Annotated in this window: 26 protein-coding genes and 1 other RNA gene; 20 read left to right on the top strand and 7 right to left on the bottom strand. The window is 49.0% G+C overall.

Annotation, left to right across the window (positions count from 1 at the left end; translation table 11 throughout):
* Window positions 1-174: 174 nt before the first annotated feature.
* The 8 genes from nrdB to KDK13_RS07940 all read left to right on the top strand — a co-directional run bounded on the left by nrdB (window position 175) and on the right by KDK13_RS07940 (window position 8727).
* On the top strand, window positions 175-1305 hold the full coding sequence (nrdB, locus tag KDK13_RS07975; protein WP_257284448.1) for a class Ia ribonucleoside-diphosphate reductase subunit beta: 1131 nt from the start codon (window positions 175-177) through the stop codon (window positions 1303-1305).
* 101 nt (window positions 1306-1406) lie between these two features.
* A complete protein-coding gene (gene yfaE, locus KDK13_RS07970) occupies window positions 1407-1691 on the top strand; it encodes a class I ribonucleotide reductase maintenance protein YfaE (protein WP_257284447.1) in 285 nt (94 codons plus the stop codon).
* A gap of 125 nt (window positions 1692-1816) precedes the next feature.
* Window positions 1817-2983, top strand: a complete 1167-nt coding sequence (locus KDK13_RS07965; protein WP_257284446.1) for a hypothetical protein — start codon at window positions 1817-1819, stop codon at window positions 2981-2983.
* A gap of 349 nt (window positions 2984-3332) precedes the next feature.
* Complete coding sequence (gene pyrB, locus KDK13_RS07960) at window positions 3333-4265, top strand: aspartate carbamoyltransferase (RefSeq protein ID WP_257284445.1); 933 nt, start codon at window positions 3333-3335, stop codon at window positions 4263-4265.
* A 10-nt stretch (window positions 4266-4275) separates the two neighbouring features.
* Entirely contained in the window at window positions 4276-4734 is a 459-nt protein-coding gene (pyrI, locus tag KDK13_RS07955) for an aspartate carbamoyltransferase regulatory subunit (RefSeq protein WP_257284444.1), read from the top strand.
* A gap of 253 nt (window positions 4735-4987) precedes the next feature.
* Window positions 4988-5248 (top strand): hypothetical protein, encoded by a 261-nt coding sequence (locus KDK13_RS07950; RefSeq protein ID WP_257284443.1) that lies wholly within the window; start codon window positions 4988-4990, stop codon window positions 5246-5248.
* Window positions 5249-5641: 393 nt separating this feature from the next.
* Entirely contained in the window at window positions 5642-7054 is a 1413-nt protein-coding gene (gene rhlB / locus KDK13_RS07945) for an ATP-dependent RNA helicase RhlB (protein ID WP_257284442.1), read from the top strand.
* 269 nt (window positions 7055-7323) lie between these two features.
* On the top strand, window positions 7324-8727 hold the full coding sequence (locus KDK13_RS07940) for a PhoH family protein (protein ID WP_257284441.1): 1404 nt from the start codon (window positions 7324-7326) through the stop codon (window positions 8725-8727).
* A 274-nt stretch (window positions 8728-9001) separates the two neighbouring features.
* Here KDK13_RS07940 and KDK13_RS07935 read toward each other — a convergent pair whose 3' ends face one another.
* Window positions 9002-9715 (bottom strand): GDSL-type esterase/lipase family protein, encoded by a 714-nt coding sequence (locus KDK13_RS07935; protein WP_257284440.1) that lies wholly within the window; start codon window positions 9713-9715, stop codon window positions 9002-9004.
* 264 nt (window positions 9716-9979) lie between these two features.
* Between KDK13_RS07935 and KDK13_RS07930 the strand changes: the two genes are divergently transcribed.
* Window positions 9980-10267: a type II toxin-antitoxin system RelB/DinJ family antitoxin gene (locus KDK13_RS07930; protein WP_257284439.1), complete on the top strand. Its 288-nt coding sequence runs from the start codon at window positions 9980-9982 to the stop codon at window positions 10265-10267.
* On the top strand, window positions 10264-10548 hold the full coding sequence (locus KDK13_RS07925) for a type II toxin-antitoxin system RelE/ParE family toxin (protein ID WP_257284438.1): 285 nt from the start codon (window positions 10264-10266) through the stop codon (window positions 10546-10548). Before KDK13_RS07930 ends, KDK13_RS07925 begins: the two co-directional genes overlap by 4 nt.
* Window positions 10549-10805: 257 nt before the next feature.
* Here the strand turns inward: KDK13_RS07925 and ssrA are convergent.
* Window positions 10806-11190: a transfer-messenger RNA gene (ssrA, locus tag KDK13_RS07920) on the bottom strand.
* A gap of 345 nt (window positions 11191-11535) precedes the next feature.
* Here ssrA and KDK13_RS07915 point away from each other — a divergent pair.
* The 4 genes from KDK13_RS07915 to KDK13_RS07900 all read left to right on the top strand — a co-directional run bounded on the left by KDK13_RS07915 (window position 11536) and on the right by KDK13_RS07900 (window position 14684).
* Window positions 11536-12594 (top strand): aldose epimerase family protein, encoded by a 1059-nt coding sequence (locus KDK13_RS07915; RefSeq protein ID WP_257284437.1) that lies wholly within the window; start codon window positions 11536-11538, stop codon window positions 12592-12594.
* A gap of 140 nt (window positions 12595-12734) precedes the next feature.
* Entirely contained in the window at window positions 12735-13085 is a 351-nt protein-coding gene (locus KDK13_RS07910) for a hypothetical protein (RefSeq protein ID WP_257284436.1), read from the top strand.
* A complete protein-coding gene (locus tag KDK13_RS07905; RefSeq protein ID WP_257284435.1) occupies window positions 13085-13936 on the top strand; it encodes a DUF692 domain-containing protein in 852 nt (283 codons plus the stop codon). Before KDK13_RS07910 ends, KDK13_RS07905 begins: the two co-directional genes overlap by 1 nt.
* Window positions 13929-14684, top strand: a complete 756-nt coding sequence (locus tag KDK13_RS07900; protein WP_257284434.1) for a putative DNA-binding domain-containing protein — start codon at window positions 13929-13931, stop codon at window positions 14682-14684. The genes KDK13_RS07905 and KDK13_RS07900 overlap by 8 nt, the downstream gene beginning before the upstream one ends.
* A 54-nt stretch (window positions 14685-14738) precedes the next feature.
* On the opposite strand, the gene KDK13_RS07895 is transcribed toward KDK13_RS07900, so the two are convergent.
* Complete coding sequence (locus tag KDK13_RS07895; RefSeq protein WP_257284433.1) at window positions 14739-14972, bottom strand: zf-HC2 domain-containing protein; 234 nt, start codon at window positions 14970-14972, stop codon at window positions 14739-14741.
* Window positions 14966-15598: an RNA polymerase sigma factor gene (locus tag KDK13_RS07890; RefSeq protein WP_257284432.1), complete on the bottom strand. Its 633-nt coding sequence runs from the start codon at window positions 15596-15598 to the stop codon at window positions 14966-14968. Before KDK13_RS07890 ends, KDK13_RS07895 begins: the two co-directional genes overlap by 7 nt.
* Before the next feature lie 66 nt (window positions 15599-15664).
* Between KDK13_RS07890 and KDK13_RS07885 the strand changes: the two genes are divergently transcribed.
* A complete protein-coding gene (locus KDK13_RS07885) occupies window positions 15665-16258 on the top strand; it encodes a DoxX family protein (RefSeq protein WP_257284431.1) in 594 nt (197 codons plus the stop codon).
* A 42-nt stretch (window positions 16259-16300) separates the two neighbouring features.
* Here KDK13_RS07885 and KDK13_RS07880 read toward each other — a convergent pair whose 3' ends face one another.
* Both KDK13_RS07880 and KDK13_RS07875 read right to left on the bottom strand, forming a co-directional pair.
* Window positions 16301-16696, bottom strand: a complete 396-nt coding sequence (locus KDK13_RS07880) for a thioesterase family protein (RefSeq protein ID WP_257284430.1) — start codon at window positions 16694-16696, stop codon at window positions 16301-16303.
* A gap of 201 nt (window positions 16697-16897) precedes the next feature.
* Window positions 16898-17938, bottom strand: coding sequence for a M48 family metallopeptidase (locus KDK13_RS07875; protein WP_257284429.1), 1041 nt, complete (start codon window positions 17936-17938; stop codon window positions 16898-16900).
* 502 nt (window positions 17939-18440) lie between these two features.
* On the opposite strand from KDK13_RS07875, the gene KDK13_RS07870 reads away from it, so the two are divergent.
* From KDK13_RS07870 to KDK13_RS07850, 5 genes are all read left to right on the top strand, one after another.
* Entirely contained in the window at window positions 18441-19262 is an 822-nt protein-coding gene (locus tag KDK13_RS07870) for a DUF805 domain-containing protein (RefSeq protein WP_257284428.1), read from the top strand.
* A gap of 285 nt (window positions 19263-19547) precedes the next feature.
* On the top strand, window positions 19548-20738 hold the full coding sequence (locus KDK13_RS07865) for an acetate kinase (protein WP_257284427.1): 1191 nt from the start codon (window positions 19548-19550) through the stop codon (window positions 20736-20738).
* 85 nt (window positions 20739-20823) lie between these two features.
* Window positions 20824-22914 carry a phosphate acetyltransferase gene (gene pta / locus KDK13_RS07860; RefSeq protein ID WP_257284426.1) on the top strand — a complete coding sequence of 697 codons (2091 nt, stop codon included), beginning with the start codon at window positions 20824-20826 and terminating at the stop codon, window positions 22912-22914.
* A gap of 239 nt (window positions 22915-23153) precedes the next feature.
* A complete protein-coding gene (locus KDK13_RS07855; RefSeq protein WP_257284425.1) occupies window positions 23154-23447 on the top strand; it encodes a GDCCVxC domain-containing (seleno)protein in 294 nt (97 codons plus the stop codon).
* Window positions 23448-23787: 340 nt separating this feature from the next.
* Window positions 23788-24108 (top strand): hypothetical protein, encoded by a 321-nt coding sequence (locus KDK13_RS07850; RefSeq protein ID WP_257284424.1) that lies wholly within the window; start codon window positions 23788-23790, stop codon window positions 24106-24108.
* Here the strand turns inward: KDK13_RS07850 and KDK13_RS07845 are convergent.
* Window positions 24096-25127: a DUF481 domain-containing protein gene (locus tag KDK13_RS07845; RefSeq protein ID WP_257284423.1), complete on the bottom strand. Its 1032-nt coding sequence runs from the start codon at window positions 25125-25127 to the stop codon at window positions 24096-24098. The genes KDK13_RS07850 and KDK13_RS07845 overlap by 13 nt on opposite strands.
* Window positions 25128-25228: the final 101 nt, after the last annotated feature.

Raw genomic sequence — 25228 nt, 5'->3', positions numbered from 1 at the left:
AATGTTGATCAAGGCGAACAGCCGCTATTTATCAAGTGCAAAGGCCTTGAGCTTATAAGGCCTTTAGCGTAAATGCTTATAGATAAAAACCGCGGTTCACTTCACTCTTGCCCGGGCTGTCAAGCCGGCCAGAAAACCATGCGCGGAAACCACTGAATTGGGGCAAATCAAACAATGACATACACCACATTTAACCGGGAACACTTCAATGCTACTCAGGAACCCATGTTCTTTGGCCGTAATGTCAATGTATCCCGTTATGACGTCCAGAAATATCCGATTTTTGAGAAGCTGATCGAAAAGCAGCTCTCATTTTTCTGGCGCCCTGAGGAGGTGGACCTTTCAACGGACCGTCGTGACTTTGCTGCGCTTCCCGATCATGAAAGACACATCTTTCTCAGCAACCTGAAATACCAGACCCTTCTGGACTCAGTGCAGGGTCGTTCACCTAATGTTGCCCTGCTACCCATTGTTTCCCTGCCGGAACTGGAAACCTGGATCGAAACCTGGGCCTTCAGTGAAACCATTCACTCCCGGTCCTATACCCATATTATCCGCAATATCGTCACCGAACCGGCCCATATCTTTGACGATATCGTGACGAATGAAGCGATTACCAAACGCGCCAGGGATATCACCCGCTACTATGACGCCCTGATCGAAGGTGTCAGCCTTTACCACCAGCTGGGTGAAGGAAAACACACCGTTAACGGGGAAGAAATCAACATCAGCATTACCGACCTGAAGCGCAGGCTCTACCTCACCGTGGTGTCTGTGAATGTGCTGGAAGCGATCCGTTTTTACGTCAGCTTTGCCTGCAGCTTTGCCTTTGCCGAGCGCTCCTCAATGGAAGGCAATGCCAAAATCATCAAATTGATCGCCCGTGATGAAGCGCTCCACCTGACCGGCACCCAGCATATCCTGCAATTGCTGGCTGACGGCCAGGATGACCCGGAAATGGCAGTGATTGCCCGCGAGCTGAAAGACCAGGCCAGACAGATCTTTATCGACGCGGCAGAACAGGAAAAAGACTGGGCAGACTACCTGTTCCGTGACGGCTCCATGATTGGCCTGAACCGGGACATTCTGGGCCAGTACGTTGAATACATCACCAACCAGCGGATGGTTGCCGTTGGCTTTGAACCAGCGTTTGCCATCAAACAGAACCCGCTCCCCTGGATGAACAGCTGGCTTAACAGCGATAACGTTCAGGTTGCCCCTCAGGAGGTAGAGGTCAGTTCCTATCTGGTTGGACAAATAGACAGCGAGGTGCAGTCTGAAGATTTCAGTAACTTCTCGTTGTAAGTCCCTTTTTAAAAAAATGTTAAAAAAAGTTTAGGCAGTTTCAATACCCAACGTCCCATGGCCAGTCCTGTTTCAGGCCTGGCTGATACAGGCGAAACACCATGGCTCATATTGTTAAAATTCTTGAAGGCTTCAGCTTTATTCCCCGCAAAGAGCTGACGCTTCTGGAAGCCCTTGAGCAGGAAAACGTCAGCATTGACTATCAATGCCGTGAGGGGTTCTGTGGTAGCTGCCAGGTAACCCTTGTTGCTGGTGAAGTCTCCTACACAACGGACCCCATTGCCTTTATTCCTGAAGGAAAAATACTGACCTGCTGCTGCCAGCCCAACAGTGACATGACCATTGAAATTCCGGGCGGGTGCAAAATGAAACAACGCAGCTCATAAGCCTGTTGTTTCACGCTCATTAATGAGCGAAGCAATTTGATTAATTCCCCACACTGGTAAATTTGAACGTTAGCCTCTTTTTCTGGTCATAACTTATAAGCCTTCGATAGTGATCAGGAAAACCCATGCCTTGTAACTCTGCACGCCTGTTAATTACGGCCCCCTTGCTGCTATTTACCCTCAGTTTGTGCTCCCTTGCAGACACCACGTCACTGGCGTCTGAAAAAGACGTTGAATGGACGCCCATCCCAGATGAAATGCAAATCCATTCAGACATAGAGCCTGACCAAACGCCTGAGCCACAGGAAAAAGATCAACTGCCCCCCCAAAAAAGAAGAACCGCAGATTACAGCGCTACGGCTGAACTGCTATTGGAGCGCTACCCTTATGCCTTGATGAGTTATTTATCCGAAATGGATGCGATTCTGACATCGGAAGATCCGGAAAAGCAGATATTTACTATTTTCAGGCTGTCATACCTCAGCTCCAGAAATTTCCAGCTGGTGGCTGATCCGCAAGCCATTCCGGAAACATGGCAGCCCCACTTTATTGCCACCCGCGAGCAACCCCGGCCATCTGGCCAGAGCAGCGACCAGATAATCGGTCAAATCACTATCCCGGATTCGAATATAAGGGTCAGGATTTTTAAACTGACAGAAGATCCTTCATCTGGTGCCCATAAAGAGAGCAAGATCGTACTTGCCCTTTCCGGTGAAAAAGCCGATGACGCTCTCCAGTGCCTGGTTACTCAATCAAAACCCACTCCCCCCGCCAGCCCTGCCTGCTCTCTTGCCGTACAACACCTGCAGGACATTACCGACCTCGCTGATGCCCTTAAAGGTATATATCCGGACCATTCATTGGAAATAACCGGTTATTCCTTCAGCGGGGCTGTTGCCCAGGCCGTCATGTCAATATCCGAATCCATTGATCAAGCCTACATTTTCAACAGCTACGGTATTCACCCAAGTTGGCTGGAAGGTATTTCCGAAAGCAGGTTGGCCAGAATTCATCATTCCTATGTTGAAGGCAGCCTTCTTTATGGACAGGACTATAACCCGCTTAGCAGATACTCCCGTTGGAAACTGCCGCCGAACAAAGTAGTTGTTGCCGGGATGAAGATACCATCCAGCGGGCTTGAATCCCATATACGACATATCTACCAGATGAACCATCAGGATAGCTGGCTGGACACTGCTTATAACTATGTCACCAGCACCTGGATATTACACTCAAAAGAGTCTGTTTTAAGAGCATTTGAGGCACATTTGCAGTTTGATCTCCCCTGGTGAAACAATGCCACAGGCAAGAGCATTATCGGGACATGACCGGCCGGTGGCTGGTCATGTCGACCAGCCTGTGAGCAACAATCTGAAATCGCTTGACCAACGACAGTTGAAGTGTAAAATACCGAACAATTTGCCAACCAGACTGCTTTTGCCCATCGGAAAAGCTGACTATTTGACCAATGCAGGGTTTTGATGACATTGCACATGAACCGTCAGTTAATCAAAAGAAAAAGCAGGATTCTTATCACTGGTGCTGGTTTAACCACTTTTAACTGTATTTTAAAAAGATGCCCCTTAATCCAGGGGCTTTTTTTTGACTTAAATATGACCAAAGGCGACAGGTATTACCCCCATGGGAAACAGGTTCTTTAACAGGAACATTATCTCCATAGCCGACCTTACCCGGGAAGATATGGAACAGATTCTTGAAGTGGCTGCTGAACTCAAACAAACGCCACGTCCCGGTCTACTGCATGGCAAAGTAATTGCCAGCTGCTTTTTTGAGGCATCCACCCGTACACGCCTCTCGTTTGAAACGGCCGTTCAAAGATTGGGAGGAACCCTGATTGGCTTTGCCGACGGTGGCAACACCTCTGCCAAAAAAGGGGAAACCCTCGCTGATTCCATCAAAATCATCAGTTCCTATACCGATGCGGTGGTGATGCGCCACCCTCAGGAGGGTGCTGCCCGGCTGGCCTCGGAATTCTCCAGCGCACCCGTGATCAATGGCGGTGACGGCGCCAACCAGCACCCTACCCAGACCCTGCTTGACCTGTTCAGCATTCGGGAGTGCCAGGGCCGGCTGGATAACCTGAAAGTCACCTTTGTCGGCGACCTGAAATATGGCAGGACGGTACACTCACTGGCCCAGGCCCTGACCCACTTTAGCGCAGAATTTAACTTTATTGCCCCGGATGCGCTGGCAATGCCGGACTACATCCTGCAGGAACTGGACGAAAAAGGCATCCAGTGGCGTCGGGCGGCAAGCATAGAAGAAGTGGTTGCCGATACGGATATCATCTATATGACCCGGGTTCAGAAAGAGCGATTTGATGAAACCGAGTATAAGCACATTGCCTCAAACTATGTGCTGACCAATGAAACCCTGAAAGCAGCACCTGCGCACCTGAAAGTACTGCACCCTCTGCCAAGGGTTGATGAGATAGCCGTAGAAGTCGATAAAACCCCCCATGCCTATTACTTCGAACAGGCCCGGAACGGGGTATTTGCCCGTCAGGCACTGCTGGCCCTGATTCTCAATGAATCCTTTGATGGCAAGATGTGAGGAATGATCGATGAATAACAAACTTCAGGTTGAAGCCATCTGCCAGGGCACGGTCATCGACCATATTCCCGCTGGACAGGGTGTAAAAATACTCGACCGTCTTCATTTGCTGAACAGTGAAGCGCGCATTACGGTAGGCTTTAATTTACCCAGTAAGGCCCTGGGCTTCAAAGACATTATAAAAGTCGAAGGACGGATGTTTACCGAACAGGAGGCCAATGAACTGGCACTGTTCGCACCCAACGCAACCATCAACGTGATTGATGATTACCGGGTGGTGGATAAGTTCACCATGGCCATTCCGACAACGCTGAGAGCTGCATTCGCCTGCCCCAACTCTAACTGCATTACTCATAATGAACCGGTTGAAAGCTATTTCTACCTGCGCCAGAAAAGTGATGATATCCAGTTGAAGTGTCACTACTGTGAAAAGTCCTTCAGTAAGGAAATAGTGGCAGAACTGAGATAACCGCTGAGATAACTAACGACAGGGTAACAGGGTAAAGGGCGCTCACTACCTCACTGAAGAGTGCCTTTTATTTCAGGTTTGATAAAACAACGGATTGAAATAACAAAAAAAACTCCCCACTCCCATGCCAGCGCCTGCCACCAATGTCTAACTTCCAAACACGGCATATCTACCTATTATTTAACTTTCAGACAGTTGATGGGTGACAATTATGAGTTTTTGTCCAATATCTAACTTTATCGGTAATCGCTGCATGCCAGATCCTGTGAAAGCAGAGTCTGTTGTGGAAAAAAACCAGAATTTTGCTGAAGAGGCCAGTTTTTTCGCTGCGTTGTTCAAGCAACATCCGGTAAGACCGGTGCCTGACCCTGCATTGATACTGGTTCTGAACAAGCAGTGGCTTGAAAGGAAAAAAAGAAAAGTTACCAAAAAAGGCAAGCCGGAACAGCTCTGGCTGAGCAAAAAAGCCGGGGATGATCTATCTGACGGGCGGGAAAAGTTCGGGGACGATTGACCAGTCACTGTTACTGTTAAGCTCCCCGGGGGGGGCTGTTCAGCCAGTTCACAGTTACCACCAGGGGGCTTAGTTTTGCCTGGCGGGAAGACTCTGCTTGCATGAATCTTCAATGAATCAAGCTAATCAGTACAGTTCGTTTGATTTGTCCATTAAATCGGCGCGATAATACGCCCTGTCATTTACCGTGAAGGTCCTGAAAAGTCTCCAGGGTGCCTTCACTCCATTCCGTATCCACGCCCATATGTCAAGTGGAAATGGTATAACCAGCTAACTTCTTCCTCGCCCATCTCTGCGACGACCAGGATAAAGAATGTATCCTTAATAGCTGGCTCACCCGGCTGCCAATAGGTAAAGCCATTGTTCAGGACTGAAAGGAACGAGATTAAGGCATTGAGTGGTTTTCTAGGTTTTTTTAAGAAAAGAAGTGCAAGCAAAGAAGCTTCCCCGGATAAAGGGAAGAAAGAGTTTTCTGGTAGCCAAAAACAGGCTTCACGTTCCAGAAACAACGCCCAGGGCAAATCATCAAAGCGTCCGAAGCAAACAAACAGCCGAAAGTCAGGCCACCCTGTTCCGGCACAGGAAAATTGGAGTATTGACCAGTTTCAGGTAGCTCCTGACCCCGAAAAGACCCGCTTTCATGATTTTGAGCTGCCCAGTGAGCTGATGCATGCAATTGCAGACCAGGGCTTCAAGTACTGCACACCTATTCAAGCCGAAGTGCTGGGCAGCACGCTGGCGGGAAGGGATGCTATTGGCAAGGCTCAGACGGGAACCGGAAAAACGGCAGCATTTCTGATCAGTACCATCAAGCAGCTGATTGAGACCCCGGCACCCGATACGCGCTATCTGGGCGAGCCTCGTGCTGTCATTATCGCCCCGACACGGGAGCTGGCTTTACAGATCGGCAAGGACGCTGAAGCCCTGACCCAATACCTTCCCCTGCACGTTGTCACCGTTGTGGGTGGTATGGATTATGAGAAACAGCGTAAACGTATCGGCGAAAATTATGTGGATATTCTTGTTGCCACGCCCGGGCGCCTGCTGGACTACTGTGAGCGTAAAGACCTGTTTCTGGACCTGATTGAAGTCATGGTTATCGACGAAGCGGACCGCATGCTGGACATGGGTTTTATCCCGCAGGTACGACGCATTATCCGCATGACGCCAAGACCGGGAGACCGGCAAACGCTGCTATTCTCGGCAACATTCACGGATGATGTATTAAGGCTTGGAGAACAGTGGACCTGGAACCCGGTAAAAGTTGAAATTGAGCCTGACAGTGTTGCCACGGACACGGTGGAACAAAAGGTTTATATTCTCTCCTCGGAGCAGAAGTTTCCCCTGCTGGTAAACCTGATTAACCATCATCAGCTGGACAAAGTCATTGTTTTCACTAATCGCAGGGATCAAACCCGAAAACTGACCGAAAAGCTGCAAAAGATTGGGATCAAGGCAGACCAGATCTCTGGAGAAGTTCCCCAGAACAAGCGCCTCAGGACCCTGGAAAATTTCCGCTCTGGAAAAATTTCAGTACTGGTGGCTACCGATGTTGCCGGCCGGGGAATCCACATTGACGGAATCAGCCATGTCATCAACTACAACCTGCCTGAAGACCCTGATGACTACGTCCACAGGATTGGCAGAACGGGAAGAGCAGGCGCTAGCGGAACCAGTATCAGTTTTGCCTGTGAAGATGACTCGTTCCTTATTCCTGATCTTGAAGCGCTGCTGGGCGACAAACTGAAGAAAGACTACCCACCAGAACAACTTCTTGTTGATCCCCGGGGCAGTAAGCGCCATTAAGCCGGGTGTGCAGGCGAACGTTATTGATTCGCCTGCCGACACGGGATAGAACAGTAATAATTAAAAGAAATATCAAACAAAAAAACAGTAAAATTTTTATAAAAAATTACGATATATCCTTTCAAGCATAAAAGTAAAACACATCAACTTAAACCCTTTAGGAGGACAAAAATTTTTTTTATTCTTCATCGAAATTTAGCCTTGCCGGATTACCTCTTTTCGATAAGAATCAACTATGAGTAACCCAAAAACAGACAAGGGAGCTGCCTATGGGACATGCCCTGGAAACCAGGCCAGAAAACTCACCCATAACAACCACCTACATACTGGACAGTAACGTCCTGATTCACGACCCTAACTCCATCCTCAACTTTGAAGAACATCAGGTACTGATTCCCATCACCGTTCTGGAAGAACTGGACAAACTCAAGAACGGCAAACAAACCATCGCCGCTGACTGCCGTCAGGCCATACGACTGATTGATAACATCCTCGGTACAGCCACACCTGCACAGATAGAGCAGGGAGTTCCCATCCAGAGAAGTCACATCAATAAAACATCCGGCACGCTCTCCATCATGATGAGTCATGCCGACGACAAAATTACCACACTCCCCGGCAGCAATAACGATAACCAGATAATTAACGACATCTGCCAGTATCAGAAAGCCCATCCGGACCGGCAGTTCATACTGGTAACCAAAGACATTAATATGCGCCTCAAAGCCAGGGGCTGCGGGATTCTCACCGAAGACTATCACAGTGACCAACTGGTCAGTGATATAGGCTTACTGACCAAGGGTTATATCCATTATGAAGGCAACTTCTGGGACCGGGTAAACGAAGTAAAAACCTTGCAACTTGACGGTAAAACCATTCATACCCTGAATAAGAGTGAGTTTGCAGAAGAGTTGTATCTCAACAAGTTCCTTTTAGACGACCAGGGGTTTATCGCAAAAGTCATTGATCTATCAGACGACCATGTGAGTCTTCAACACTACAGCAGAGAAAACCTGATGCATCAGGAAGCCTGGGGGTTGAGACCACTGAACATCAACCAGGCCATGGCCCTGAACCTCCTTCTCGACCCGGATGTACACCTGGTTAATCTCAATGGCGCCGCCGGTTCCGGTAAGACAATTCTGGCCCTGGCAGCCGCCATTGAAATGACCATTGCCACCAAACAGTACCGGAGAATTATTGCCACACGCTCAACCCGCGGGCTGGATGAAGATATTGGCTTCCTGCCAGGTACCGAGGCAGAAAAGATGGAACCCTGGCTGGGCGCCATCACCGATAACCTGGAAGCGCTGCACAATGATGACGAGTCCACCAACAGCAGTGTGGAGTACATACTCGACCGGGTACCGCTGCATTTCAAATCCCTGAACTACATCCGTGGCCGGAGTTTCCAGCAGAGTCTGATCATCATTGATGAGTGTCAGAATCTCACTCCCCACCAGATCAAAACCATCATCACCCGCGCCGGTGTCGGCAGTAAAGTTATCTGCCTTGGCAACCTGGCCCAGATCGATACACCTTATCTGGCAGCCACCAGCTCCGGGTTAACCTATATGACTGAGCGCCTGAAGCATTTCCCCCATGGAGGTTCAATGCAGCTTCAGGGTGTACCAAGGTCACCACTGGCAGCTTATGCTGAAACCCACCTGTAACTAACCTTCACACGACAAAGCCCCGGTACTTCACTGTCGGGGCTTTTTTTTCAGTCAGTATTACAGACTCTGTCAAGAGGAAGCCGATAAGCTGATCCTGATTCTGAAAGAAGCTTTTTATCCGGCTACTTAATACCAATCGAACTTCCTAAACTCCAACCATTTTAAAAGCCGTATATTTCCGGTTCTCACTGGTTTCAGTTCGCCATATCCTGACTGACAGATAAAAATCCACCGGTAAAATGACTTGCCGACAGGAAGCCTTTTATGCCTTTCAGAAATCCTCAAGACCTTGTGTTTTTTTGATCGCATCTCTCCATTTCAGATAAGAGGCTGGTCTCAAGTGTATTCCATCATGGGAAACCTCTTTGGTTAACTCTCCAGTAGGACTGATTGATTTATTTATATCCACGTAAGGTATATTAGATTTCATGGCTAATGATAATAGTTTTTCATTGAGCGCATTAACCTTAATGTTCCAATTATCTCTATCACTCAAAAGAGTTGATTGTATAACAACATTGATTTTATTTTTCTCCAGGGTAGAAACAATTTTCTGATAGTTCTCAAAAATTGAATCCACTTCTTCACCTCTGCTTATGTCGTTAATCCCGAACATAAGGAAAACAGTCTTCGGGTTTAATCTGATGATATTATCAAGCCTTTTTGAGATACCTTCAGATGTATCACCCGGTATACCTCGATTTGCCACCGTATGATCAGGGAATAGTTCAGACCATCGACCTGAGTTAGTAATACTATCTCCCAAGAAAACAACATCATAATTATCAATCAACTGAGAAAATAATATCTCATGTGTTTTGAATCTTTCAGAGCTTGAAAATGGCTCTTTTATTGATAAAGTTTCTTTAGATTTAACTGGTTGCAGAAAGTCAAAAGGCAATATTTTGTAATGTCCTACAGCAACGCCGCAAATAAAAAACACTGAAATAACAATAAAAACATGTAGCTTATTTTTGATAGACATGATCTTTAAATAAATAACAGTAGAACAAGGGTGATACTCTAAACCAACAGCAATTCCCGCTCAATTGATCAAAGTCAACAATAACAAGCCTTTCAGGCATGTTGACCTATTCGGAAATCACAGACTATCGGCTAAACTATGCACTATCAACTTCTTCTCAATCATCCTCCAAATCCTCCGGCAACGTCGGTATTCACTATCGTTTTTTTGTGAGCAGCCCTATACTGTACTAACATTTGTACTCACAACAATAAGGAGACAATAATGGAAACAAGAATACAATTTCGAGTTGATGAGGAAACAAAACGCCTGGCTCAAAAAATGACTGAAAGTCAGGGGCGTACCTTAAGTGATGCATGTCGGGAATTCACTGAGCAGCTAGCTGAGCAACAGCGTAAGTTATCCTCCCACGATCAATGGCTAACCCGGCAAGTCAACCAGGCATTTGAGAAATTGGACTCCGGATCAGCGGATTTTGTTGAACACGATAAAGCCAAAGACGAGATGGCTAAGCGCAAAGCAAAAATTCGCAACAGAGGCAGCCATCAATGATTTTATGGGAAGAAGAGTCTCTGAATGATCGGGAAAAGATCTTTGAGTTTCTATATGATTTCAATCCTGAAGCCGCAGAAAAGGCTGATCTGATCATTGAAGCGAAAGTTGAAAACTTATTAGAGCAACCGCTTATGGGGGTTCAGCGTGAAGGCATCCATGGCAGATTGCTGATCATTCCGGAAGTATCCATGATTGTTTCATACTGGGTGGATGGTACAGATATTCGTGTAATGCGAGTTCTTCATCAGAAACAAAAATTCCCAAGTGATTCGGGTTGATGCCTGGGCATATCTGAATATCTATACCGAGTCACACTTTTGTGGCTTCCCGGCTATATCAATATCAATTTCTGGTTTTCTGGGCTGGCTCTTTCAATTCTGAGGGGCGTTTGAGGGGCAGTAGGGGGCGTTTAAGGGGCTTTTCTAAGCAGACTGGGCAGGGTAGCCCCAAAAAAGAAAAAGTGCGTAAACTGTTGAATTTACGCCCTTTAAACTGCCTGACTCTGCCTGTGGCGGCCTGAGTCAGATTTGGTGGTTGGTGGAGGCGGCGGGATTTGAACCCGCGTCCGCCAGCTCTCAGCCTTCGGCTCTACATGCTTAGATCCACCTTTAGTTTTTACACCGTAGCGACCCAGTGGTCGGGGTTCTTCAGTGCGATTCTCACCAGTTTTAACCCGTCAGCCAGAGACCTGCTGATCGTGGCGAGCCTGCTTACGATGACAGTCTGAGTACCAGCCAGCAGACGAGCCGGTTAGACTGGAAGCTTCGTAGTGTTAAGTACGATTAAGCGGCGAGTGCTGCAGCTTCAAAGTTGCTATCATTGGCAACTAATAGGTTTGTAGTGTTTTGATTAACGAGAACCACTACGCCCTCGGCATGCACCTCAGGGTTCGATACCGTCGTCGAATCCGAATCGCCCCCGGACCTAATAGTTATAGAGCATAGAGACCGATGTCGCAATGGCTGGAGATCATCGGTGGCGATATCACGCTGTTCACGACGGATCAACACTATCCAGTGGTGCATCAATCCGGGCCATAAATGTGCTAAAAATACCCACGGCCATGATGTCTATCAGTGAATTGATATACACGCTTCGGATACTATAGCTATCTTTGGTGATACCGCTGACTGCGTAAATTTTTCTTTACCTAACTCAGGATGTTCACAATTTGCCATGTGAACACTCCTCAGACCTCACTTCGCTTTCTATGAAAGTTTGACTATGAAAGTTGGCGATTTGTTTTCCAGGGCAATGGCGTATTTATGAAGATTTTTCAGGAAGTGTTTGGAGCCACTCGCTCCGGTAAACCGGTGTATGCCTTCCGGCTCTGTAACCAGCAAGGCATGGAAGTCACCATCCTGACCATGGGTGGTATTATCCAGAGCATTCGTGTTCCGGATAAAGCAGGCAATATGGGCGAAGTTACCCTGGGCTGTGATTCGGTGGCGGATTACGAGCGGTCGAGTGCTTATCTTGGTGCCATTGTTGGCCGTTATGCCAACCGTATCGCCAGGGGAGAATTTGAACTTGAGGGTGAACCGTTTCAGCTGGCCTGCAACAATGCACCGAATCACCTGCATGGTGGCAAGGTTGGATTTGATCATCACCTGTGGCGGGCAGAGTCTTTTACCAGAGACGACATATGCACACTGTCCCTTGACTATGACTCAGAAGATGGTGAAGAGGGTTACCCCGGCAAATTGAGTGTCAATGTGATCTACACCTTGAATAACCAGAATGAGCTGGCTATTGAGTATCGGGCAACGACGGACGCCCCCACCGTGGTTAATCTGACCAACCACACTTATTTCAACCTTAATGGCAGTGACGACTGTCTGAGCCACCGGCTGCAGCTGCACTGCCGCCAGTTCACCCCAACGGATGAAACGTCCATTCCCTACGGTGAGATTGAGTCAGTCATTAACACCCCCATGGATTTCACCACCATGAAGCCTATTGGTCAGGATATCACCCAGGACTTTGTTCAGCTGAAGCAGGCCAGGGGATACGATCATAACTGGGTTATCTGGACGGAGAGGGGGAATGATCGCTCTCTGACACCTGTCGCCCGGGTAGAAGAACCAGACAGTGGTCGTACCCTGGAAGTGCTTACCACTCAACCGGGAGTGCAGTTCTATACCGGCAACTATCTGGCAGGTGAGCCTGCACGGGGTGGCAGCCAATATGGTATGCGGGCAGGTTTCTGTCTGGAGACCCAGCATTTTCCGGACTCCCCCAACAGGCCGGAGTTTCCTTCAACCCGGCTGAACCCCGGTGAAACCTATCAGGAAAAAACCATTTTCCGCTTTGGCCTTTTATAAAGGCCCTTTCAGGCCGGAACCACCGGCCTGAAATTATTTTTCCATTTTTTTTCAACAAATCTGTAACATCCCACCGACTTTCCCGTTGTATTGATAAGTCCGCACTTTGCGGTCGGTTAAAAAACGATAGGAGAGTCACCATGACAACAAAAACCAATAAACTGACCAACCTGGTTGCTGCCACCCTGGTTTCCGCTGCATCCGTCACCGTCAGTGCGGGTATGACCGGTTCCATCAGCTCTTTGAACCAGGGCTACGAGGGTATTGTGTTGGCCGAAAAACGAATGGATGAGGGCAAATGCGGTGAAGGCAAATGTGGTGCATCTTCGGCATCGGCCAAAGCGGACGAAGGGAAGTGTGGCGAGGGCAAATGCGGTGGCGACAGTGCCATGAAAGCGGACGATGGCAAATGCGGTGAAGGCAAGTGCGGCGAATCAGCCAGCAAGGATGAAGAAGGCAAATGCGGCGAAGGCAAGTGCGGAGCCGCCTGATGAAGCCTGTTCCTTCACTCAGCGGTGCAGGCCTTGGCCTGCGCCGGGAGCATCTTCAGAGCCTGGCCAGAGAGGTACCCTCCTCTGTCCAGTTTCTGGAGGTTGCTCCGGAAAACTGGATTAAAGCACCGAAACAGAGACGCCAGCTGCTGGAGCAGATTCTCGATCAGACACCTCTGGTTTGCCACGGGCTCTCCCTGTCACTGGGTGGCCCGACACCGCTGGATATGAATCTGCTGCGCGATATCAGGGCATTTCTTCAGGCGCATCAGGTAGTTCGTTACACCGAACACCTGAGTTACTGCTCTGACCAGGGGCATCTATATGACCTGATGCCTATTCCCTTTACCAAAGCGGCGGCACATTACGTGGCGGACCGGATAAAACAGACCCAGGACTTTCTGGGTGAGCCCGTTGCAGTGGAGAACGTCTCATACTACTGCGCTCCCGGGCAGCAGATGCCGGAAATTGAGTTTATTCATCGGGTTCTGGAACTGGCGGATTGTGAGCTGCTGCTGGATATCAATAATATTTTTGTCAATAGCGTCAATCATGGTTATGACGCAGATACGTTTCTGAGGCAGTTGCCCACTGAACGTATCAGCTACGGCCATATTGCCGGTCATTATGTTGAGCAGCCGGACCTTATTATCGACAGTCATGGCGCACCGGTTCGCGATGATGTCTGGCAGCTGCTTGGCAAAGCTTACCAATACCACGGCGTTTTCCCAACGCTACTGGAGCGGGACTTTAATATTCCGCCACTGGATAAGCTGGTTGAAGAGCTCGATTCAATACACCGGATTCAGCACTCTGTGATGCATCAGCAGAAGGAGTATGCCTGTGGATGATTTTCAGACAGTTCAGCAGCAGTTTACCGAGGCTATACGTCATCAGACTGATAACCCGTTTGATCAGATAAAGCCGGAACGCTTTGCCGTATACTCCCAGCTGATCCGAAACAATATTTCTAACTTTGTCAGCCAGGGCTTCCCGGTGCTGAAAAAGTTATTGCCGGAGGAGGCGTTCAATCATCTGGTGGATCGCTTTATTGCCGATCACCCTGCCAGTTCCCCCTACTTTATTGATATCTCCGGGGAGTTTCTGGCCTGGCTTAATACTAATCCAGTGACTGATAAGTCGCACACTCTGCCACCGTTCCTCCGGGAACTGGCCCACTATGAATGGCTGGAAACCCTGTTGCTGGGCAATGAACAGGACGAACCACCCGCCACAGCAATCGAAGTTTTTTCAGACTGTGAAGATGCACTGATATGGTCGGTTAATGCCGTGGCCGCCGCCTACCAATACCCTGTCCATACCATCAGCCATGACTTTCAACCACAGGCCTCTCCCGAACAACCAACCCTGCTGATTGTTTACCGTCAGGAAAATGAAACACGGTTTCTGACGGTGGATGCACTGGCCTGGCAACTTTTTCAAACTGCCTCCACCCTGGATCAGCCGGTGAACCAGGAGCTGCTTATCAAGCAGACATTGCAACATCTGACGGCGGCCGAGCGAACCCGGGTCAAGCCTTATGCTGAGCAGGCATTGATGCGTTTTTATCAACTGGGTTTGATTGTGGGAAGGCTTTAAACCAAGAATAATGTTCGACAGTTATACCTTTGACTAAAAAACCCCAGGGGCACTCTACCCCTTGGGTGAACCGTAAATTTTATCCATAACCGACTTCACTTCATCATCAGACGCCGGTTCACTGACAGAGTGCTCTGCCAGCTTTTTAATGGCGACAAACTGTTTGAGAAAACGTCGGCAATGGTGGCACATGATCAAATGCATTCGCATACTCAGACGCTGTCGCCAGTTCAGCTCGTCATCCTGAAGCTGACCCGCCATTTGCTCGATATCCCGACATTTCAACATCGGCCTGTCTCCTGAAACTGTTCAATACCGGAATACAGCGTTGCCCGCGCCCGATGCAGCAGAACCCTGACATTGGCGGCGGACTCACCGATAAAACCGGAAATATCGTCCAGTGACATCTGGCTGAGATCTTTCAAGCCAAACACCAGACGCTGCTTCTCCGGCAACATGGTGATCTTATGGTTCAGGCAGTCCATCAGTTCCCGTTTATCCAATAGCGCCCCCGGCCCATCGATGTGCCAGTTGGAAGGCGGCTGTTGCCAATGGCCATCTTTTTTAAAACGATGGGCCAGCGGCGCTTCTTCCGGAGCATCAGACAGCAGCTCACGTTTCTGCCGACGATAGCGGGAACGGGCTTCATTGGCGGTAATGGTCAGCAACCATCCCTTGAAACTGCCTCTGGGCTGCCATTGAGGCAGTTTCTGATGCACCGTCAACCAGGCTTCCTGGACAATCTCATCGGCATCACTTTCGCCCACAATCGGCAGGGCAACGAAGCGCATCAAGCGATAGTAATGCCTCACCAGCACTGTAAACGCCTGCTGATCACCATTTTGTGCCTGTTTTATTATTAACGCTTCATCGTCCATATCGTTACAAACCCGGAATGAAAAAATAACCTGCACACTGTAACAATCCCACGGCTGAAACGTTGAGTTAATAACTCAATAATAAAGTCCAGGGAATCAGCCATGAATAAGATCCTGTCACTCTACCAAAAAACAGCAGGTTACCTCCATCACGCTGATGGACTTCCGTTACTGGCCCTGCGCCTGTACCTTGCCCCCATCTTCTGGATTGCCGGCACCAACAAACTGACGCACTTTGACGATATTGTGGTGTGGTTTGAGCATGGACTGGCCCTCCCCTTCCCCTGGCTGATGGCAGCACTGGCCACCTGGACAGAAATTATCGGCGCTGTGTTACTGGTGGCTGGCCTGGGCATTCGGTTGATTTCAGTCCCATTGATCATCACCATGCTGGTGGCTATTTTCGCGGTGCACTGGCCCCATGGCTGGCAAGCCATTGCGGATCCCGGCAGCTTTGCTGCCAATGAACACGCCGCTGAAGCAACCCAGAGACTGAATGGGTTTCTGGGCTGGCTGAAGTCAAACCATCCCGGCCGCTACCACTATATTACCGAGTTTGGCAAGCCGGTGATTCTGAACAATGGCATCGAGTTTGCCGCCACCTACCTGGTGATGTTGCTGGTGCTGGTTTGCCAGGGAGCCGGACGCTATGTCAGCCTGGATTATTTTGCCGGAAGGAAACTGCTGAACAGATAACGATCAGAAACGTCAGACAAGTGCTGACGTTTTTATCCTTTGTCATACCAGTGGAAATACCCGGTCAATGTCTTCTGATAGAAAAGGCCGCCCGTTAGTGTTCAATGATGTACCAATAACCAGCGCATCTATGGCCAGTCTGTTATCCCGTTTCCGGAAAATTTTCTGTTTAAAACCAAATTTCAGTTTGGAAAGTCGCACGGGTTCTACTTCTACATAAAACTCGTCCCCGGGTACCAGCGACATTTTGTAGTCCATCTCACTTCTCAGCACCACCAGATGGATTTTCTCTGCGGCCAGCCTGGCAAAGTCGATAGCGTTAGCGTGCAGAAACTCATGCCGTGCATGCTCCAGATAATTGAAATAGACACTGTTGTTGACGATGCCCTGCAGGTCGCACTCATAGTCGCGAACCTTCATCTCCAGACAGAATGGCATGCTGTACTCTCTCAAAAATGGCTTGGACTGGATCACATGATCAGTGAATATCGAGACTATGACTTCTCACCTGTCCAGATTTCAAGTCATCAATGCATAACTAATGATTATTCCTGCATCAACTCCAGTTAACGCATTGAATACCTCATTGACTATTAATAAAATCCGTACCTGCCCAGGAGCCTGTCGGAGAATAGGCTCCTAAAGCGAATATCCCAGCCCCAACCCAAGCACCTCTGGCTTGTTCGAATAATATTCTTGTAGAGCATTTCCATGGTGTTTCAAAACATTCATGCGAGCCTTGTTAGTCGGATGTGTCGAAAGGAATATATTGACCACTTCTCGCAGATTTCCACCAAAGCCAGTCATTCTGTCCCAAACCCTGGAACATTCTGAAGGGTCATATCCAGCCAGTGCTGTCAGATAGATACCAATTTCATCAGCCTGAGTTTCACGATTCTGGGAAATTGAGTTGGCAAAGGGAATACTGGCAAGGGCAAACTGGTTCAAAAAAATGACATCGCTTAAACGCTGCCCAGTGTGCCTGGCCAATACATGCCCCATTTCATGACCCAGAATACAGGCCATGCCTGCCTGGTTTTTAGCCAGAGGAAATATGGAGTGATAAACCGCAATATTATAGCCACTGGTAGCAAAGGCATTTGGGGCACTCATATCCATGGATGTGATTGTCCAGTAATGGGCAGGGATATCAAAAACCTGCTCAGCAACGGCCTTTAAACGTTCAGCAACAGGATCCAGAAACTCGGCGTATTTCTGCTTTAGCCCGGATGATGTCTCTTCATGCAAAGCCCAATCCTGCCATTGCGACAGTTTGTATACACCCCAGGAAAATGGTCGGGAAAGGTAATCAAAAGGCGTTTTTAAATACGTTCGGGATACGACGGACAGTGTCCCCAGCGCAGCCCCGGAGAGCAACGCCCTGACAGTAAAATCAATAAATAATGGGCTGGCATCGCCAATTGTAATTGCTGTTTTAAGGCCAACCCAGCTGATCCCGATCATCGACCCGACAATACCACCGGCAACCGATGCAAGACCATTATGTTCAAACTCTTCAATCAGACTTCTGTCAATAACCTGATAGAGTTTATTGATAATAACATCATCCCGGTTTAATGAATGAACTTCCTCATTCCCATAAGCGCTGGAAAAACAGGAAAGAATGGATATGCATAGAGATAATGAGAATATGGATAAATACTTGGCCCAGTAAAACACATGCACTCCTCAAAAGTGATTCTGACTGTTATTCAGGTCAGACAAAAAAAATATTGATTGGTTCCATCATACTATTCAACCAGTGGATGCCATTAATGGTTAAAATCCAACAATGCTAAAAACCTGCCTGAATGAATGGGCTGTCCACTGAGACCAAGCCATACCCAGTCATTTAAATATTCCCTGCCTGCGGCCAATATTTTTCTCCTTTGTCTCTCAGTACATAAACAGGGACTGGTATGGCGTGATGCTTATGACAGGGCACAAATCCAAAATCTGATCAAAAAACAATCAATTTAAATCACGCCACATGAATTCATGCTCTCCTTGATCACCTAACGGTTTATCCACAAGATTGTCCACATAAATTCTGAATGGTTGGTTGTGGGTAATCAGCAGGGCAACCCATTTTTTGCCCTGTGGGGTCTAACAACAAAAAAGCCTCAGTCTCCCCCATACCCGCCGATAATCTGTCCAATAACATATTTCAGGACAGGCCACCATGGATCACTCATTCTATAAGCTGATTTTCGAGGGAGAAACACTGCCGGGCTTCAAGGAGAGAAAGGTTCGAAAAAACCTGCAGGCACTCCTGAATGCAGACAAGACAGCACTGAAGTCTCTTTTCTCAGGCAAGCCGACCATTATCCGAAAGGGCCTGACAGCCAGTGAAATCCGCCCTTATGAAAGAGCCATGATGAAGGCTGGAGCCCGCTGCCGGATTCTCTCTATGGCCGATGATGAAGAACTGCCCCCTACGCCACTGGAAACCATTCTGGAGGAGGACCAGAATCAACCGGCCAAACCTGCCGGATCATCCAGGAAGTTTCAACTGTTCCCCAGGATAGGAAGAGTACAATTCATGGCCTCCCTCTGGATAATTGTACTGCTGGGCGTCTGCGCCCATTCCCGTTGGTTAACCACGCAGCTGACGCCTTACTACCCTCCTCTGGAGCCACTGCACCTGACACTTGGCCTGGTCACTGTTGCCTGCCTTCTTATGCTGGTCATGGCAGCAAGAAGGCTCCATGATATGGATCACAGTGGCTGGAAGAGTTTTGTGTTAGTTATTCCGGGTATCAACCTTCTGTTTTTGTCATGGCTGATTGTTTCTTCAGGCACTCCCGATACCAACCGGTTTGGTCCGGCTCCCCATTCCGCTGGAATTATCGCACAGGTATTTGGCCTCTGGATTCCACTACTCGCCATCATTGCGGCAGGGATCTGTGGCTGGCTTTATCAGAACGAACTTCAGCAGCTGGCCACCGATGTCCCAAAAATGATCGATCAACTGATGCTTCCGGCACTGAAACAAAACCTCTGACACTCTCTGATATTGGTGAACATTTAACCACATCCCTGCTACCATATACGCATCAATACGCAGTCCACTGATACAGGCCAATGGTTATAATGCTTTCATACCGCTTCTCTACTTTGAACAAATTGTACAAGCCGTGATCATCTTAAGTGATCGGTTCCGGCCGCTGCGTTTGGCGATATTCGTGACAATCCGCTTACATTAAAGGCATTCCACGGGCATTTTCGGAAACTGCACGGTCATTTTCACTGGTACTTTTTTACCTGTAAGTCACTGGAAATAGTTTCTATGAGCAAAGACAGCGTTCTGGTTATTAACTGTGGCAGTTCTTCCCTGAAGTTCGCAGTCATCAACCCGAAAACCGAAGAGGAAAGCATCAGCGGCATCGCCGAGCGCCTTGTGGGCAACGAAGCCTCTATCACCTGGAAACTGAACGGTGAGAAGCAAACCCTGAATCTTGGCGCTGCAGGCCACGAAGGTGCTATCGAAGCACTGGTGGGCATCCTCCGTGACAACCACCTGATGGATCACATTGAAGCCATCGGTCACCGTATTGTTCACGGGGGTGAGAAGTTCACCAAATCCACCCTGATCACCGACGAAGTGATCCAGGGCATCGAAGACTGCAGCCACCTGGCCCCTCTGCACAACTCTGCTCATCTGCTGGGTATTCGTGCCTGCATAAAATCTTTCCCGAGTCTGCCTCAGTCCGTCGTATTTGACACGGCATTCCACCAGACCATGCCTGCTGAAAGCTACCTGTACGCCGTCCCTTACAGCCTGTACCAGGAGCACGGCCTGCGTCGTTATGGCATGCACGGCACCAGCTACCGTTACGTCAGCAAGACCGCCGCCGACATGCTCGGTCTGGACTATGACAACAGCGCTATCCTGGTTGCCCACCTGGGTAATGGTGCCAGCGCCTGTGCGGTCAAAAACGGCAAATCCGTTGACACCACCATGGGCCTGACGCCGCTGGAAGGTCTGGTGATGGGTACCCGTTCCGGTGATATTGACCCGAACGTTTTCAGCTTCCTGAACAAGCAGTGCGGCTACTCTCTGGACGAGATCACCGACATCCTGAACAAACAATCCGGCATGCTGGGTCTGTCCGGCCTGGACAACGATTGCCGTGTTCTTGAAAATGCCGCGGCAGAAGGTCATGAACGTGCCCAGCTCACCCTGGACATTTTCTGCAACGTTCTGGCCAAGAAACTGGCTGGTTTTGCGGCAGAGCTGGGCCGCATTGATGCACTGGTCTTCACCGGCGGTATCGGTGAGAACTCCCGCATGATCCGTAAGAATGTGCTTGAGCGCCTGTCCATCTTCGGCTTTGAAATTGATGAACAAGCCAATAACGAGACCTCACTTGGCAAGAGTGGGGTCATCACCAGGCCCGGATCAACCGTAGCCATGGTTGTCACTACCAATGAAGAACTGATGATTGCCCGTGATACTGAAGCGCTGATTACTGGCTAAACTGGTCATCTAAATGGTGTAAGCAACAGGAGGTTCAACCTCCTGTTTTTATATCAGTATTTCATGAGAAGGATTTTTTCCGGATATGCGTACATTTTTCCTGGCGCCAACACGTTATGGTGTTGGCCTGACCTCCGTCACCCTTGGCCTGGTTCGGGCACTTGATAATCTCGGTCTCAGAGTCAAGTTCTTCAAGCCGATTGCCCAGCTGCATGTCGGCGACACTGGACCAGAGCGTTCCACCAAACTGGTCCAGCGTATCATGGACCATGAGCCGCCCGCCCCCATTACCTCCCACCGCGCTGAAGACCTGCTGGGTGATAACAAGGGCGATGTCCTGATGGAAGAGATCGTCGCCCTGTTCGAGCAGGCTTCCAGGGACTGTGATGTGATGGTGGTAGAAGGTCTGGTCCCAACCCGGGAAATGCCCTATGCCAACCGCCTGAACAGCAACATCGCCAAAACCATTAATGCCGACATCATCCTGGTGTCTGAGTCCGGTAATGACCCTCTGGAAGACCTGGCCGACAAACTGGAAATCGCTGCAGATAGCTTTGGTGGCATCAAAAACCCGAACGTTGTCGGCTATGCCCTGAATAAACTGACGCCGGAAGTGGTTGCCCGTCTGAACAAAGATGGTCATTTCCAGAGCCTGCCAGAATTTGCCCGCAAGCCATTCCAGCCATTGGGCTATATTCCGTTTGACAATAACCTGGCTTCACCAAGAACAATGGATATTGCCGAGCACCTGAAAGCTGAAATCATCAATACCGGTGAGATGGATACCCGTCGGGTCACTTCCTACACCCTGAGTGCCAGAACCCCAACCAATATGATTCATCACCTGAAGCCGGGTAACCTGGTGATTACTCCCGGCGACCGTGATGACATCATTCTGGCCACCTGCATGGCGGCCCTGAACGGTGTTCCCCTGGCGGGTCTCCTGCTGACCAGTGGTATCACCCCCTCCAAACCCGTGATGGAACTGTGCAGCAAGGCCATCGGCACCGGTCTTCCAGTCATGCTCACCGGAGAAGACTCTTACACCACGGCAACGCTGTTGGATCGCCGCCATAACGAACTGCCGGTTGACGACACTGCTCGTGTTGAAATGGTGATGGATACCATCGCTGCCAACCTGAACACCGAGTGGCTGAAGCAACAATGCTCTGCCCTGGCAGAGCGCAGACTCTCTCCTCCTGCCTTCCGTTACCAGCTGGTTCAGAGAGCCCAGGGTGCCAATAAGCGTATCGTTCTTCCAGAAGGTGATGAGCCACGCACTATCCAGGCTGCCGTTATCTGTCAGGAACGTGGTATCGCCCAGTGTATTCTGCTTGGGCAACGCAGCGTTATTGAACAGGTTGCCAAAGACAACGGCATCACGCTGCCAGATGGCCTGGTCATCATGGAACCTGATAGCATCCGCGCCCGTTATGTTGACCCTATGGTCGAGTTGCGTAAGAGCAAAGGCCTTACCGCCCCAATGGCGGAAGCCCAGCTGGAAGATACGGTAGTACTCGGTACCATGATGCTGGCCCTTAACGAGGTGGACGGTCTGGTTTCCGGTGCAGTACACACTACTGCTAACACCATCCGTCCGGCATTCCAGCTGGTCAAGACGAAGAAAGATGCTGGTGGCCTGGTTTCCTCCGTCTTCTTCATGCTGCTGCCTGACCAGGTTCTGGTATACGGCGACTGTGCCGTTAACCCAAACCCGGATGCAGAACAGCTGGCCAATATCGCCATCCAGAGTGCGGATTCCGCCACGGCGTTCGGTATTGAGCCTCGTATCGCGATGATCAGTTACAGCACCGGAACCTCTGGCATCGGTGCCGATGTTGAGAAAGTGCGCGAGGCCACTGAAATCGTTAAGGCCAAACGCCCGGACCTGATTATTGATGGCCCTCTGCAATACGACGCTGCATCTGTTGAATCCGTTGCACAGAGCAAAGCGCCCGGCAGTAACGTTGCGGGTCGTGCTACCGTGTTTATCTTCCCGGATCTCAACACAGGTAACACGACTTACAAAGCGGTACAGCGCAGCGCAGACGTTATCAGTGTCGGTCCAATGCTTCAGGGTCTTAACAAGCCAGTGAATGACCTTTCCCGTGGTGCACTGGTAGACGATATCGTTTACACCATTGCCCTGACTGCTATTCAGGCTGAAAACGACTAAGCTCGTTTAATAACCTGCGTACAAAACCGGGCAGAAATGTCCGGTTTTTTTATGGCTGTCAGTAAACGTTCACATTCCCCTTTTATGCTTTCACCTTGACCGGATGAAACTGGCCTGATTCATGCACCTCTTTTTATAAACATTGATTGTCAGTAAACCAACAGGGAGGCCGATAACTCTATCCTATGCCCAAAAAGAAAAATGCGACGGACGGCACAAGGAGTGCCAGGAGAAAGCGGATGTCCACTAAAAATCATACCCTGAGCAAGCATGCTCTTGTATCTACTTCCATCATTACCTGCCCGGACTGTATGCACCATGCCATTGAAACCATGCCCCTGGATGCCTGTGTTTATCTTTATGAATGCAGAAACTGCCAGAAACTGATTACCCCACAGCAAGGCGACTGCTGTGTTTTCTGTTCACACGGAAATCAAATATGCCCAACATCCCAACGGGATAAAAAAGCCTGTGCTGACACGGCAACCGCCTGTGAAGAAATGGCTGAAAGCATGGCTGCCTCTGCTCTGTGAGCAACTCTAAGGCATTGTCCTTTTATTACTTCCCTTTTTTTACCACAGAGGCTCAGAGTGCGCAGAGGAGGAAAAAAGGCTTTTTCTCTGTGCCCTCTGCGTCTCTGTGGTGAACATAATAGGGAAATTATTTCGGGACGATTCCTAGGGCCTGATGTTGTGAAGTGTCTGCTGACTCTATGGGCAGCACTTCTTTACTGCAAAACAGGAACTGCAAAACAGGGCGCTAGGATTACCAGCGTTAACAGCAAAGAGGACAAAAACCCGTAATCTTTCGTCAATCAAAAATCAATGCTGCCGCTATCTAACAGAAGTAATTCTGAAAAAGTACCCAGTAGCAATGAAAGTCAGAAAAACCCTGATTTTTCCCCTTGAGCGCCAAAACCCGGAAAATTTAACCGGACACTCGCTGCTCTACCGTGCAGCCAACTGGCTGGAATCCACGATGCGTGCCTTACAGGAACAGCGCGAAAATGAGAAACGAGCCGAGCTGTTTGCTCAACAGGTTACGCAACAGAAACCGGCTCAGCTATCCACAAGACAACCCACAAGACAACACCCATTCCGACGGCACCTGATGAAAACCCGTTTTTTCATACCTACAAGGGGACGCTTACCCGTACACACGAATATGAAGCGCCCTGGTCCTTACCAATGGTAACCAATACCCATTTTGATTCGGCTGTCGACCTTATGGGTCTTATCAACCGGGTTACTGTCGTAATCAACAATATGCGTCAAACTCGAACTGATATGATCCGTCAGGCCAATTTTTATGCCATGATCAACATTGACCAGCGTCGTTGACTGCTTCATACGAAAGAATGTTCTATTGTTTGCAAAATATTCCCAGTTATTAATAATCTGCGTACGGTAATTAAAGATCCAGGTCAGCGCATAATCTTTCTGGGACTCATTGGTCTTGTAATCTTCCCAGAGCTGGCTGATACCCCCACTGGTTTTCAATGCTTTTTCTGCCGTCTCCCAAAAACGATAACCCAGCGTTCCCCCGAGCGATGTCCGACTTTTCAGATCCTCCTCAGAATCATGCTCCTGCTCCGCAGCTCCCTGAACAAACCAGTGTTCATCCAGATAACGGCTGTAGGAATAACCAACCTTCCATTCAGAGCTTTTAACACCGTCATCATTTTCCGCTTCAAGATCCCAGTAAAAAACATTTTTATTCCACTGGTCATCAATATTGAGTTTGCCTTCCACCCCAATCAAGAGTTCATCATCATTGCCAGACTTGCCATCCAGTTTGGCCACCAGATTGCCTCCCAACTCCCTGGTATCAGCGATCATCGGCTTCTCTATATGGATGGCGGCTACTGGCCATACTGCAGAGAATGAACGCTTCCGGCCATTGTCATCAATAACCGTAACACCGGTTTTCTGGCCTTCAAATCGTCGTAACCGGGCCTCATCTTCACCAATAAGGCTGACCCAGAAGGTTTTATCTGAATCAAGAGCTGTTACATAACGCCAGTCCAGCTCTAAAGTACCTGCATACCCGGTGCGCAAACTCAACTTGCCAGAGTACAGCTTCACAATGTCGCCGGACAACACATCACCATTGTCCATCCAGACAGTATCAGCCCATGCCGTGCTGATAACAAGAAACAGACACAATATCCCCGGCAGCCTGAATAAAAAGCGAAGGCTCCTTTGGAGCAACATAGAACGAATTTCCCCCGGACAGGTTTTATCCACCTGTAAAATTCACAAATGCCCATGGCGCGTGGAAATATTTTGCGCCACCCTCAGGGATGAAAAATGGT

Origin of the sequence: Endozoicomonas sp. SESOKO1, from assembly GCF_024606265.1 — a bacterium.
Lineage (GTDB): Bacteria > Pseudomonadota > Gammaproteobacteria > Pseudomonadales > Endozoicomonadaceae > Endozoicomonas.
The sequence above is the reverse complement of the archived record's forward strand: the minus strand, read 5'-3'. Positions and strand labels throughout refer to the sequence as shown.